This window comes from Limisphaerales bacterium, from assembly GCA_014382585.1.
In the GTDB taxonomy this organism is placed as follows: Bacteria; Verrucomicrobiota; Verrucomicrobiia; order Limisphaerales; family UBA1100; genus JACNJL01.
On the sequence record JACNJL010000026.1, the window covers coordinates 118704 to 132066 of the forward strand.

Here is a 13363-nt window from a genome sequence, read left to right on the forward strand (position 1 = left end):
TTGGCAAAGGTGCACGCTGTGTTTATACTGTACCCGTGCCTGATTCATTTCTCACCGCGGCGTGGCGCGACTTGATACTGTTCAACTGGCGCGTGGATTCGGCGTTGCTGGCGCCGCATGTGCCGGCGGGCACGGAACTGGATCCGAGGGAAGACGAGCATTGGGTGAGTCTGGTGGGCTTTCGTTTTTTGGATCTGGCAGTGAAAGGGGTGCCGGCGATCGGGCACCGGAATTTTCCGGAAATAAACTTACGGTTTTATGTACGCCGCGAGGTGAAAGGGGAACTGCGCCGTGGAGTGGTGTTTCTGCGTGAACTCACACCGCGTCGGCTGGTCGAGTGGGTGGCTCGCGCGGTGTATAATGAACCGTACGAAACGCTGCCTCTGCGCGCCTTGGTTGAGGGCCGGCGCACTGGTTACGAATTGGAACTGGACGGTGCCCGCCAGCAAATGGCGGTGGATGCCGCGGGTGATTGGCGCGGGCCGGAGGCAATGGAGGAGTTTTTCATCGAACATTACTGGGGGTATAATCGGCAAACCGACGGTGGCTCGATGGAGTACGAGGTGACGCATCCCACTTGGAAGGTTCGTTCCGTGGAGTTGGCGCGATTCGACTTGGATGTGCTGGCGATTTACGGCCCGGAATGGGCCGAGGCACTGGCGGGTGAACCGGATTCGGTGATGAATGCGGATGGGTCAAAGGTGGCGGTGTTTTCAGGGACAATGATCTAACCACAGAGGCACCGAGAGCACAGAATTTTCAAGAGACTTTCTCTGTATCCTCTTTGACTCTGTGGTGAAAGGGTTACCCAACAATCTCTTTCACAACGCGGGCGGGGCGATCATTGGTGAGTTTTTGGGATTGGCCGCCGTGGTGGTAGGTGAGTTGGGTGTGGTCGAGGCCGAATTGGTGCAGAAGGGTGGCTTGGTAATCGTTGGCGGTGACCTTATCGACGGCGGCGCGGTGGCCGACTTCGTCGGTTTCACCATAGATGGTGCCGGGCTTGAAGCCGCCGCCGGCGAGCCAGGTGCTGAAGCCTTGGCCATTGTGGTCGCGGCCGGGTTTGCTGCGGGATTGCACCACCGGCAGCCGACCGATCTCACCACCCCAATGGACGACGGTGCTGTCGAGCAGGCCGCGTTGTTTTAAATCGGTGACCAGCGCAGCGGCGGGTTGATCGGTGCGGCGGCAAATGGACGGCAGACCGGCGTGGATGTTTTCGTGGTTATCCCACGGCTGGCCGTTGAGGAAGAGCTGCACGAAACGCACGCCGCGTTCGACGAGCCGTCGGGCGATGAGGCAGCGGGTGCCGTATTCCTTCGTTTCGTTTTGATCGATGCCGTACAACTTTCGGGTGGCCTCGCTTTCCCCACTGATATCGAGCGCTTCCTTGGCGGCGGTCTGCATGCGGGCGGCCAGCTCGAAGCTGGCGATGCGTGACTCGAGGGCGTCTTCGCCGGGCAACGCCTGGGTTTGATCGGCATTGAGGTCGCTGAGAAATTGCAGAAAATTTTCCTGTGGCGCACCAAGCAGATGGCCGGGGGCGTCGAGGTTAAAAATGCGCGGTTCCTTGGCGCGCAGGACGGTGCCCTGATAAAGGCTGGGCAGCCAACCGTTGCTCCAGTTGTGATTGCCATCGACCGGTTTGCCGCCCGGATCCTTGAGCACCATGTAGGCGGGCAGCTCGTCGTTTTCGCTGCCGAGCCCGTAGGTGAGCCAAGCGCCGAGGCTGGGGCGGCCGGTGATGCCCGGGATGCCGGCGTTGATGTAACGGATGGAAACCTCGTGGCCGTTGTGGCCGGTGTGCATGCTTCGGATCATGCAGAGATCGTCGGCGATCTTTGCGGTGTGCGGCAGCAGTTCGCTGAAGTCCATACCACATTGGCCGTGCTTCTTGAATTGCCAGGGGCTGCCGAAGAGCTTGCGGCTGGCTTCGTTAGCAAAGCTGTAATGGACGCTGCCGCCGTATTCCATACCGTTGCAACGCTGCAGCTCGGGCTTGGGGTCCGTGAGGTCCATGTGGCTCGGGCCGCCGTGCATGAAGAGGGAAATCATCGCCTTGGCCCGGGGCGCAAAGTGCGGTTGCTTGGGCTTCAGATCAAACCGACGCTGGGCGCGCGGGATGTCCTTGGGCGTGCCGAGCAGTTTCTCACGCTGCAACAACCACGCCAACGCCAGACTGCCAATGCCCATGGTGTTGCGGGCAAGGAATTGGCGGCGAGTGTGGGCGAGGTCGTTCATGATGGGTGAATGTCCAAGGACCAATGATCAATGACCAAGAAATATCCAATGACCCCTGACACAAACTTGGGGATTGGGTTTTGGGTATTGGTCATTACGCCAGTATCTCCTTCACGATTTTGCCCGGTTGGCCGTCGGTCAGGGTTTGTTCTTGGCCGGCGCGTTTGTAGGTGAGCTGTTCGTGGTTGAGGCCGAACAGGTGCAGGAGGGTGGCGTGGTAATCGTAATGGTTGACTGTATCCTGCACAGCGCGGTGGCCCCATTCGTCGGTGGCGCCGTGGATGTGTCCGGGCTTGAAGCCGCCGCCGGCGAGCCACATGGAAAAGCCGTAGGTGTTGTGGTCGCGGCCGGGACTTTTCTCGTTTTGCACCACGGGTAGGCGCCCCATTTCGCCGCCCCAATGGACGACTGTGCTGTCGAGCAGCCCGCGGCCCTTGAGATCTTTGATGAGCGCGGCGATGGGCCGATCGATTTTCTTGCAGGACGCGGGCAGGGCGTTGGTGATGTTACCGTGGTGATCCCAGTATTGGTTCTTGGTGAACACCTGCACGAACCGCACGCCGGCCTCCACCAATCGTCGGGCGATCAGGCAGCGCGTACCGAAATCTTTGGTGGCCGGATCATCGATACCGTACAGCTGCTTGGTGGCCTCGCTTTCGCCGGAGATATCCATGACCTCCGCCGCGGCAGTCTGCATGCGGGCCGCCAGCTCGAAGCTGGCAATGCGTGCCTCGAGGTCCAGTTCGCCGCCAGAGGGGTCGCCATTCAGTTCGCTAAGGAATTCCAGAAAATTTTCCTGTGGCTTGCCGCGCAGGGCGGGCGGCGGATCGAGATTGAGAATGCGCGGTTCGCGGGCGCGGACGACTGTGCCTTGGTACAGGCTGGGCAGCCAGCCGGGCGACCAGTTCAACACGCCCAGCACGGGGATGTTCACCGGATCGCGCAGTACCATGTAGGCGGGCAGGTTTTGGTTTTCCGTGCCGAGCCCGTAGGTGAGCCAGCTGCCGAGCGACGGTCGGCCGTCGGTGGTGCGGCCGCTGTTCATCGCGTGGATGGACTGACCGTGATTGTTCACGCCGGTGTGCATGCTGCGAATGAGGCAGAGCTCATCAGCCACCTCGCCAAAGCCGGGTACGAGTTCGCTGAAGTCCATGCCGCATTGGCCGTGTTGCTTGAACTTCCATTTACTGGCGAGCACCTTGCTGCTCGCCTGAGCGGCGTTGTCGTACTTGATCTTCTCCGGGAAATCGCGCCCGTCCCACTCATCGAGCTGGGGCTTAGGATCGCAAATATCCATCTGGCTCGGGCCGCCTTGCATGAAGCAGGAAATCATCGCCTTGGCGCGCGGAGCGTGATGCGGTTGCTTGGGCAATAAGGTATGCGCGGCGGATCCCAGATCCGGCTTCACCGGTTTGGCCAGCAGCCCCTCGCGCTGTAACAGCCACGTCAACGCCACGCCCCCGATCCCCATCGCATTCTGCGCGAGGAAATGTCGGCGGGTGGATGGGGAGGGAGAGGTCATGGGTGATTTGGGGTTGCGGGGGAAATGTCCAAGGACCAAGGGCCAAGGCCCAAGGAATTCACAATCACCAAGGCCCAAATTTGGGAATTGGTCATTCCTTGGTTCTTGGTCATTGGGCAATGGGTCATTTCAACATCATTCCACATACACAAAATTATTTGCACTCATCAGCGCCTGGCAATAGTTGGCCAGCGCGGTGAGTTCCGGGGTTTTGTCTTTGCGCTCCTTGAACACGGCGGTTTGGCGGTGGACAAATTCGCGCGACTTGGAGAGCTGCTCGGGCGTGGCGGCGCGGCCGAAGGCATGGTGCCAGCCGCCGGTGAGCTGGGCATCGAGATCGTCCTTGGCGGCGGCCTGCAAACGCTCGGCCATGGCGCGGCTTTGGCTGATGACAAAGGCGTTGTTCATGAAGATCAATGCTTGCGGCGCCACGGTAGAGACGGGGCGCTTGGCGCAGTTGGGCTCCATGGCGGGCGCGTCGAAGGCTTCAAGGAAGGAGAGCTTGCGCGTGCGGCGCACTTGTACGTAGAGGCTGCGGCGATGTTGCGCGCCTTGAAGATCGACCGCCTTGCCGGGCTTGCGTTCGCCGTCGAGGTTTTCCTTGCCGATGATGAACTGGCCGACCTCATCCTCCATCACCGGCACGGGCTTGCCGCCTAGGCGCAGACTGATCTGGCCGCTGAGTGCCAGCATCGCATCCCGAATGGTCTCGGCTTCCATGCGGCGGACGTTCATGCGGCCGAGCAGACGGTTGTCCGGATCGATGGCATCCTGCTTGGCGGTGCGGCGGGAAACCTGTTGGTAGGCTTGGCTGGTCATGATGAGTTTGTGCAGTCGCTTGAGGCGCCAGCCGTGTTGCATGAAATCAGCGGCGAGCCAGTCGAGCAGCTCAGGGTGGCTGGGCAGTTCGCCCAATCGGCCAAAATCGCCGGGCGTATCGACGATGCCTCGGCCGAAGTGATGCAGCCAAAAGCGGTTCACCAAAACGCGCGCGGTGAGCGGATGTTTGCCGCTGGTGAGATGCTGAGCAAAGGCCGTGCGGCGGCCGGTGGAGGGCAGGGCGGGATTATTTTCGGCAAAGCTGGGCGCGGACACGACGGTGAGGCCGGCGGGGGGCACGGCGTCTTTGGGTTGATCGTGGTTGCCACGGAAAAACACGTGCGTGGTTGGCGGCGTGCCGGCCGGCTCGGTGAGTGCGCGGATGAAAGGCTCCTCCGGCTTGGTGGCGCGGATGTCGCTCGCCTTTTTGGCCATCGCATCGAGCACCTTCTTGCTGAGGGCCTCCTTGAAAAACTGGATGCGTTTATCAATGCGCTTCAATTCGGCGGCCGCCTTCTCGTCATCTTTTTTATCGGCAAACTTTTTCCGCTCAGTGTTGAGCTTGCTGATTTCGCCGTTGTATTCGCGGTCGTAGAGATACAGCGAACCGGCGCTGATCTGCCGCACGCTCGGGTATTTTTTTAGAATGGCATTCTGCGGGTCGGTGCGTTTCTTGGAGCGATAGGCTTCGCGCAGTTCGGCGCGATCCTTCTCTGGCACAGCCTCGAGTTTCCATGTGAGCGTGCGCTCGATGAAGAACTCAACCTTCTTTTGGCGCTCGGCATCCGCCTTCTTGGCCTCAGCCTCGATCTCGGCGGCCTTGTTGCGGTCGGCATCGGTGTAGAGCGTGATGCGGCGGCTGTTGGGGACGCGCCAACTCTTGGGGTTAAGGCCCGGCTCGAAGATGGCGCGCAGTTGGTAGTAATCTTTTTGCGGGATCGGATCGTAACGATGGTCGTGGCATTGCGCGCAGCCGACGGTGAGGCCCATGAGCGAGCTGGACACAATCTTGAGGGTCTCGGCCATCACCTGATTGCGGGCGTCATTATTGTTGGCCGTGCCCGTGCCGTCCGGCGCCATGCGGAGGTAGCCGGTGGCGGTGAGCTTGTCGATTTGGTCAGGCTGCAGCTCGGTATGCGGCGGCTTCACCATCTCGTCACCGGCGAGTTGTTCGTGAATAAACTGGTCCCACGGCAAATCCTTGTTGAAGGCGTTGACGACATAATCGCGATAACGCCAGGCCCACGCGCGTTCGGTGTCTTTCTCGTTGTACCCCTCCGAGTCGGCATAGCCCGCCACATCCAGCCAATGCCGGCCCCAGCGCACGCCGTACTGCGGCGAGGAGAGCAGGCGATCGATCAGCTTGGCGTAGGCGTCGGGCGATGGGTCGGCAATGAAATTTTTGGTTTCCTCCGGTGTGGGCGGCAGACCGGTAAGATCCACGGTGGCGCGGCGGATCAACGTGGCCTTGTCCGCGGCAGCGGAGAAGCTCAAGCCCTCCGCGTGCAGGCGTCGCAGTAGAAACGCATCGACCGGATGTTTCGCGCCCTCGGGCACCTTGGGATTTTGAATCGGCTGAAATGCCCAGAAGCTGCGTTCTTCCGCCGTGATACCCACGGCATCGGGATCCCCCGGCTCCGGTCGCGCCGTCTTGGCGCCTTGGGCAATCCATTCGCGGATCAGGGCGATCTCTTCGGCTGCCAGCTTCGCCTTTTCCTTCGGCATCTTGCCGGACTGAACCATCTGGAACAGCCGGCTTTCCTCCGGCTTGCCTTCGACGATGGCGGGCCCGTGCTCGCCGCCTTCCAGCAACAACCGTCGCAACCGCACATCGAGGTCGCCGCGTTCCCGCCCGTCTTCCCCGTGGCAATGGAAACAATGCGCCTTGAGAATCGGCCGGATGTCTTTTTCAAAAAACACTGGTCCCGCCGCGTGTGTTACGCCTGTGCCGAGAATTAATATTGCAATGATGGCCCTCATCAATCTGCGGTTTTGACTCTAAACAATGCGGGCGCATTCGGCAAGGTTCTGAAATAAACGGTTGAATTTTAGAATGGACAACGGTGAGGGAGCGTTGGATTTTTATCCGGATGAAATCGCGCATATTGTTCCTTGTGTCGCTGTGTGTTTTCCAGACAATTTCCGCTGCACCCACATGGAAGGCCGCCGTGGCCAAGGCGGTGATCACGCCGGATAAGCCATTGTGGATGGCTGGTTACGCTTCGCGTAAATCCGGTGCGGAGGGGAAGTTGCAGGATCTTTTTGCCAAGGCATTGATGGTGGAGGATCCCTCAGGGGAACGGATGGTCATCGTCACGCTGGATCTCATTGGTGTGCCGCGGCCGTTTCGGTTGGCGATGGAAAAGGCGGCGCTCGCAAAGTTCAAGTTGCCGACGTCGCATTTGTTACTCAACGCTTCGCACACGCACAGCGGTCCAATGATTCGTGTCGTGCGGCCCATTGGCAAAGGTGCACTCATCCGGCCGGCGACGGCTTCTTACGATAACATTCCCGCCGCCCAACAAGCCCGGCGCGTGGCGGAGACGCTCGCGTATATGGAAGAGCTGCAAACCACGGTGCTCGGGCTTGTCGGCGATTGCATAAAAAACCCTCAACCCGTGAAACTTGCTTATAGTCATGCGCGGTGCGGGTTTGCGATGAATCGGCGCTTGCCGGTGAAAGACGGTTTTCGCAACAGCCCAAATCCCGCCGGCCCGGTGGATCACGATGTGCCCGTGCTGCAGGTGCGCAGCCTGAACGGCAAGTTGCTGGGAATTTTATTTGGCTACGCCTGCCACAACACCACCACCGGGACGATGAAATTTAATGGCGATTACGCCGGTTGGGCGCAGGAGTATTTGGAGGCGGACAATCCTGGCGCGGTGGCGCTCTTTATCACCGGCTGCGGGGCCGATCAAAATCCCTATCCGCGCGGCACCATCGAGTTAGCCAAAAAACACGGCCGCTCACTGGCCACCGCCGTGGAGGCCGGGCTCATTGCGAATCCCAAATCCCTCACCGGTTCACTGCGCGCGGCGCTGGCATATCAGGATATTGATTACTCCAAACACCCCACCCGCCCCGAGCTGGAGGCTCGAGCCAGGAGCTCCAATCGTTACGACAAACGCTACGCCGAGACGCTGCTGCAAATCCTCGACGCCGAAGGCGCGTTGCCAAAGCATTACCCCGTGCCCGTACAGGTCATTCGTTTCGGCGACCAACTTACGATGGTGACGATGGGGGGCGAAGTGGCGGTCGACTATTCACTGCGCCTCAAGCGCGAACTCGGCAAAGGCCGCGCAGTGTGGGTGGCCGGTTATTCCAATGACGTGATGACGTACATCCCCAGCTTGCGCGTGTTGACCGAAGGCGGCTATGAAGGGGGCGGTGCCATGCGCTACGTCCGCAGCAATCCGCACCCCAGTCACTGGGCCCAAAGCATTGAAAAACGGCTGGTGGACCGCATCCATTTGCTGGATCGAAAACTCACCGACGCGCGCGAGTAAAATCTTGCCGAAAAGATTGTCCGTGATAGGATGAGCGGGAGGAGTTGGGCGGCACTTCTTGCTTAGCCTCGCTTCCAAAACACATTTTGTAATGCCGCCTCCCCCACAACCTGGAGCCGCACCGCCTCAAAAAAAGGCAACCGTGCGCATTGGCCTCCCGCCCAAACCAGACGCCAAGCAAACCATTCGCATCAGCCTACCCGGCCGAGGGGGCGCAGCAGCAGCACCCGTTCCGGCCGCTGCACCTGCGCCCGTCCCTGCTGCAGCACCTGCGCCAATGCCGGGGGCTCCTGCGCCCGCGATGGATCAGGGGGTTCCCACTTCCGGCACCGCCCCGATGCCCGCTGCCGCTCCGATGCCCGCTGCCGCTCCGATGCCCGCTGCCGCTCCGATGCCCGCTGCCGCTCCGATGCCCGCTGCCGCTCCGATGCCCGCTGCCGCTCCGATGCCCGCTGCCGCTCCGATGCCCGCTGTAGGGCCCGGCGTGGATACAACCCCACCGGGTGCCCCGCCAGCCGGTGCGCCCGCACCTTCGCCAATGCCCGGCGCGGCACCTGATATGGGGGCAATGTATCCGGCGGTTAATCCGGCTATGGCTCCCAGTGCGGCACCTGTCTCGATGGGCGCTGCCGGCCCCGATAAGGTGGAAATCATTCTTGCCGTCGTTGCCTTTCTCGTTACCGTCGGCTGCGTCGTTGTGCTCGCGATGATGAAAGTGGAATAAAAATCCGCTTCCCCTTGCGACCTTGCCCGTTTAACCTCCGCGCCTATGGCTTCTGAAAACGTAATTGTTGTGAGCGCAGATAACTTCGAATCCGAAGTGCTGCAAAGTGATGTCCCCGTGTTCGTGGATTTCTGGGCACCGTGGTGCGGGCCGTGCAAAATGCTTGGGCCGGTGATTGATCAACTGGCCGACGAGTACGCCGGCAAGGCGAAGGTGGCGAAGATTGATATCGAGACGGACGACGCCACCAAACAGCTCGCCGTGACGCACGGCGTGAACGGCATCCCGGCGTTGATGATGTTTAAAGGCGGCGAAAAGGTCGGGGAACTGATCGGGGGCCAACCCAAACCCGCGCTGGTCGGCATGATCGACAACGCCCTCGCCTAACTTCAACGGCATCAAAGGGGTGAACCTCCCCGAGCTTCAAAACGACGAAGCGCTGCGACAGCGCGAATTTCCCGTATGCACGGACAAGGTTTACTTGGCCCACGCCGGGGTGTCGCCGGTGCCGGCGTGCGTGGAACGCGCGGTGGCGGCCGCCGTTAGCGCTGCTGCACGGGAAGATCAGGAAGAGGGTTTGGGCGCTTTGCTCCGTCAAACCCGCACGCGCGCCAGCGAATTGCTGGGAGCTGATCCCTCCGAAGTGGCGCTGTTAGGGCCCACCACCGCCGGTCTCAGTGCCGTGGCGGCGGGGCTGGATTGGCAGGCGGGCGATGAGGTGCTGATTTATCAGGACGACTTTCCGGTGAACGTCTACCCGTGGTTGGCGCTGGAAACGCGCGGCGTGACGGTGCGACGTTTGCAAACGCCCGCGCTGGGGCAGATCACGCCGGAGTTGGTGCTGGCACAACTCACGGACAAAACTCGCCTCGTCGCGCTGGCTTCGTGTCATTTCGTTTCCGGCTGGCGTATTGACCACGATGCCATTGGGCGCGAACTGCGCGCGCGCGATATTTTGTTTTGCCTCGACGCCATCCAGACGCTCGGCGCGTTTCCCACCACTGTGGAGCACGTGGACTTCCTTGCCGCCGATGCCCACAAGTGGCTGCTCGGCCCGTGCGCGGCCGGTGTGTTTTATGTGCGGCGTGATTTGCAGGATCGCCTCGCGCCGCAGGCCTTTGGCTGGAACAACGTGCGCTGCCCCGGTTACGTCGCGCAGGAGCAAATGACCCTCCGCACCGATGCCCGCCGTTACGAGGCTGGTAGCTTCAACATCCTCGGCATCACCGGCCTCAATGCCGCGCTCGGGCTGCTGCTCGAAGTGGGCATCGACACCATTGCCGCCGACCTCACCACCAAGCGCGCGTGGCTCGTTGACGCACTGCGCGCGAAGGATTTTGAAATACTTTTCCCCGAGGCCCAAGCCGGCATCACCTCCTGCTCGCGCGAAGGTACGGAAATGAAAGCGCTTGGCGAAACACTTGCTGCCGAAAACATCGTCGCCTCCGTCCGCACCGAACGCAGCGGCCGCGATTACCTTCGCTTCTCGCCGCATTTTTACAACACCCCCGCCGAGCTGGAACGCGCGGTGGCGTTGCTTTAAGAGTAATGAACAAGGGGTTTGCAAATGCCCAAGGTCCAATGAGCAGATCCCAAGGAAGCCCCAAATCATAAAAACCAAATTGGAGCATGGGTTTTGGGACTTCCCTCCACGGGCTTCTTGTCAAAAAGGCTGGATAAATGTAGATTCAACCCATGCGGCAAACCCTTCTTTTAATAGCAGCGGTGGCGATGGTGGGGTGTGGGAAGAAAACCACTCCGGCGGAACCTGAAACCAATGCCGAACCCGAGCCGGAAGCAAAGATTCCCACCAACGCTTTTGTCAACACGCTGGGGATGCCCTTCGTGCCGGTTCCGGGTACGGACGTTCAGTTTTGCATATGGGAAACGCGGGTGAAGGACTACGCGGCGTACGCCGCGGCGAATGCGGGGGTGGACGGGAGTTGGAAGCAACCTGAATTCAAGCAGACGGACACCCACCCAGTGGTGAATGTTAACTGGAATGATGCACAGGCATTTTGCGCATGGCTGACAAAAATGGAGTTGGCAGCGGAAAAAATCCAAGCTGGCCAGAAGTACCGTTTACCCACGGATGCGGAATGGAGCGTGGCAGTGGGTTTGACAGAGGAGCAAGGAAGCACCCCTGCTGAAAAGACCGAAAGAATACAGGGCGTGTATGTATGGGGTAATACGTGGCCACCGCCAAAGGGGGCGGGGAATTTCAACCTAGAGCAGAACTCGGACAAGTTTGAGAAAACCTCACCTGTTGGAAGTTTTGAGGTCAAATTGAATGGCCTTTATGATTTAAGTGGGAATGCATGGGAATTTTGTGAGGATTGGAGTGACCCAGAAGAGAAACAATTCCGAGTGATGCGAGGTGCATCTTGGGACAATTTCAGTCCCGGTGGTTTGTTATTGTCCTATCGTTATTGGAACACTCCTGACTCTCGCTATATTACTTTCGGTTTTCGGTGTGTGTTGGCGGGTGGTTCCGGTAGGTGAGGTTGGCTTCGTTACCTTATGGCCTTGCCCCCTTGAACCTCAACCCTTCTAGGCGAGGGAAGCGAGCCTGCGAAAAATTTCCCCACGCCACGCCACAAAAAATCGTCTCATCAAGGACTCGCTTCCGCGCTTCTGTGGGCACTCGCAGCGTGTCCCTACTCAAATAGACCCTCCATCTGAGGGTTTTGGGCAATTAATGGACAACTCAATTCACGCAAGGCTTGCGTCGGTTCCTTGCCTTGCGTTTAACTGCCACGGCAATTTATGGATTTGGAACTATTAACGAAGGCGAAGGCTTACGGGTTTTCGGACCGGCAGATTGCGCATCTGACGGGGAGCACGGAGGATGCGGTGCGGGCGGAGCGCAAGGCGGCGGGGCTGGTACCGAGCTATCGGCTGGTGGATACGTGCGCGGCGGAGTTCGAGGCGTACACGCCTTACTATTACTCCACATACGACCGCGGGGATGACGAGATTGATGCGTCGGATCGCAAGAAGGTCATGATCCTCGGCGGCGGCCCGAACCGGATTGGGCAGGGGATCGAGTTTGATTATTGCTGCGTGCACGCGGCGTTCGCGCTGAAGGAGGATGGGTTCGAGACGTTGATGGTGAATTCGAATCCGGAAACAGTTTCCACCGATTACGACACGAGCGATAAACTGTTTTTCGAACCGCTCACGCTGGAGGATGTGCTGCACATTTATGAGCGCGAACAATGCTGGGGCGTCATCGCGCAATTCGGCGGACAAACGCCGCTCAATCTCGCGCTTGGTTTGCAGGCCAACGGCGTGAACATTCTGGGCACCAGCCCGCAGAGCATCGAGCGCGCGGAGGATCGCGAGATGTTTGCCGCCATGCTGCGTAAGCTGGATATCCCGCAACCGCCCAACGGCTTGGCCACCAATGAGGAGGAAGCGGTGGCCGCCGCGCACAAGCTGGATTATCCGGTGCTGGTGCGGCCGTCCTTCGTGCTCGGCGGGCGCGCGATGCAGATTGTCTATTCGGACAGCGAGCTGCGCCATTATATGCAGCACGCGGTGGAGGCCTCGCCGGAACGGCCGGTGTTGGTGGATAAATTTTTGGAAGACGCCACGGAGGTGGATGTGGACTGCATCGCGGATGCCAAGGACGGCACGATCGTCATCGGCGGGATGCTTGAGCACGTGGAGTTTGCCGGCGTGCACTCGGGCGATGCGGCGATGGTGCTGCCGCCGCACGAGCTGTCGCAATCGGCCATCGACACGATGCGCGAGTACACGCACGCGATGGCGCGCGAGCTGGAGGTCACCGGTCTGATGAACGTGCAGTACGCGGTGAAGGACGAGATTGTTTATGTGCTGGAGGTTAACCCGCGCGCGTCGCGGACGATTCCGTTTGTCAGCAAAGCCATCGGTAAACCACTGGCCAAGCTCGCCGCGCAGGTGATGGCCGGCGCAAAGCTCAGTGAGCTTGGGTTCACAGAGGAAATTTGGCCGAGCTATTGGGCCGTGAAAGAGTCGGTATTTCCGTTTAATAAGTTCGTCGGGCAGGACATTATTCTCAGCCCCGAGATGCGCTCCACCGGCGAGGTGATGGGGCTCGATGCCGACCTCGGCGTGGCCTATGCCAAAAGCCAAATGGCCGCCAGCTCGCCGTTGCCGCTGGAAGGCAAGGTGTTTATCAGCGTGAGCGACGCGCACAAGGCCACCGTGCCCGCGTTGGCGAAGGACTTTGTGGATCTCGGCTTCGAGCTGGTCGCCACCGGCGGCACGGCAAATGTTATTGAGGAGTCGGGCCTGCAAGTGGAGCGCGTGAACAAGCTCGCCGAAGGCCGGCCGAACTCGCTCGATTTGCTAAAGAACAACGAGCTGCAACTCGTCATCAATACTCCCACGGGCGAAGTGCCGCGCAGTGACGAAGTGCAAATCCGCACCACCGCCGTCTACACCGGCACGCCCATCATGACGACCATCAGCAGCGCCAAGGCTGCGGTGAACGGAATCCGCGCCCTCAAAAAAGCCGGCTACGGCGTGCGGACGGTGCAGGAGTTTCATTGAGGAATGACCAAG

Annotated in this window: 10 protein-coding genes; 7 read left to right on the top strand and 3 right to left on the bottom strand. The window is 60.1% G+C overall.

Annotated elements, in window-relative coordinates:
• Positions 1 to 35: 35 nt before the first annotated feature.
• The gene (locus H8E27_04005) at positions 36 to 731 is read left to right on the top strand and encodes a DUF2071 domain-containing protein (protein ID MBC8324771.1); all 696 of its coding nucleotides are present in this window, start codon (positions 36 to 38) and stop codon (positions 729 to 731) included.
• A gap of 73 nt (positions 732 to 804) precedes the next feature.
• Here H8E27_04005 and H8E27_04010 read toward each other — a convergent pair whose 3' ends face one another.
• The 3 genes from H8E27_04010 to H8E27_04020 all read right to left on the bottom strand — a co-directional run bounded on the left by H8E27_04010 (position 805) and on the right by H8E27_04020 (position 6562).
• On the bottom strand, positions 805 to 2193 hold the full coding sequence (locus H8E27_04010; protein MBC8324772.1) for a DUF1501 domain-containing protein: 1389 nt from the start codon (positions 2191 to 2193) through the stop codon (positions 805 to 807).
• A gap of 142 nt (positions 2194 to 2335) precedes the next feature.
• On the bottom strand, positions 2336 to 3763 hold the full coding sequence (locus H8E27_04015) for a DUF1501 domain-containing protein (protein MBC8324773.1): 1428 nt from the start codon (positions 3761 to 3763) through the stop codon (positions 2336 to 2338).
• A 135-nt stretch (positions 3764 to 3898) separates the two neighbouring features.
• Entirely contained in the window at positions 3899 to 6562 is a 2664-nt protein-coding gene (locus H8E27_04020; protein MBC8324774.1) for a DUF1553 domain-containing protein, read from the bottom strand.
• 110 nt (positions 6563 to 6672) lie between these two features.
• Here H8E27_04020 and H8E27_04025 point away from each other — a divergent pair, with 110 nt between their 5' ends.
• From H8E27_04025 to carB, 6 genes are all read left to right on the top strand, one after another.
• Positions 6673 to 8088, top strand: a complete 1416-nt coding sequence (locus H8E27_04025) for a hypothetical protein (GenBank protein MBC8324775.1) — start codon at positions 6673 to 6675, stop codon at positions 8086 to 8088.
• Between the two features lie 142 nt (positions 8089 to 8230).
• Complete coding sequence (locus tag H8E27_04030; protein MBC8324776.1) at positions 8231 to 8812, top strand: hypothetical protein; 582 nt, start codon at positions 8231 to 8233, stop codon at positions 8810 to 8812.
• Between the two features lie 45 nt (positions 8813 to 8857).
• Entirely contained in the window at positions 8858 to 9199 is a 342-nt protein-coding gene (gene trxA / locus H8E27_04035; protein ID MBC8324777.1) for a thioredoxin, read from the top strand.
• A gap of 19 nt (positions 9200 to 9218) precedes the next feature.
• Positions 9219 to 10355 (top strand): aminotransferase class V-fold PLP-dependent enzyme, encoded by a 1137-nt coding sequence (locus tag H8E27_04040; GenBank protein ID MBC8324778.1) that lies wholly within the window; start codon positions 9219 to 9221, stop codon positions 10353 to 10355.
• 152 nt (positions 10356 to 10507) lie between these two features.
• A complete protein-coding gene (locus H8E27_04045; protein MBC8324779.1) occupies positions 10508 to 11314 on the top strand; it encodes an SUMF1/EgtB/PvdO family nonheme iron enzyme in 807 nt (268 codons plus the stop codon).
• 264 nt (positions 11315 to 11578) lie between these two features.
• Positions 11579 to 13351: a carbamoyl-phosphate synthase large subunit gene (gene carB / locus H8E27_04050; GenBank protein MBC8324780.1), complete on the top strand. Its 1773-nt coding sequence runs from the start codon at positions 11579 to 11581 to the stop codon at positions 13349 to 13351.
• The last annotated feature ends 12 nt before the right edge of the window (positions 13352 to 13363 follow it).

Bases quoted from the DNA above. Each gene is read 5' to 3' on its own strand.
- H8E27_04025 (MBC8324775.1), top strand. From the start codon at position 6,673: ATGAAATCGCGCATATTGTTCCTTGTGTCGCTGTGTGTTTTCCAGACA.
- trxA (MBC8324777.1), top strand. From the start codon at position 8,858: ATGGCTTCTGAAAACGTAATTGTTGTGAGCGCAGATAACTTCGAATCC.
- H8E27_04015 (MBC8324773.1), bottom strand. From the start codon at position 3,763: ATGACCTCTCCCTCCCCATCCACCCGCCGACATTTCCTCGCGCAGAAT.
- H8E27_04020 (MBC8324774.1), bottom strand. From the start codon at position 6,562: ATGAGGGCCATCATTGCAATATTAATTCTCGGCACAGGCGTAACACAC.
- H8E27_04045 (MBC8324779.1), top strand. From the start codon at position 10,508: ATGCGGCAAACCCTTCTTTTAATAGCAGCGGTGGCGATGGTGGGGTGT.
- carB (MBC8324780.1), top strand. From the start codon at position 11,579: ATGGATTTGGAACTATTAACGAAGGCGAAGGCTTACGGGTTTTCGGAC.
- H8E27_04010 (MBC8324772.1), bottom strand. From the start codon at position 2,193: ATGGGCATTGGCAGTCTGGCGTTGGCGTGGTTGTTGCAGCGTGAGAAA.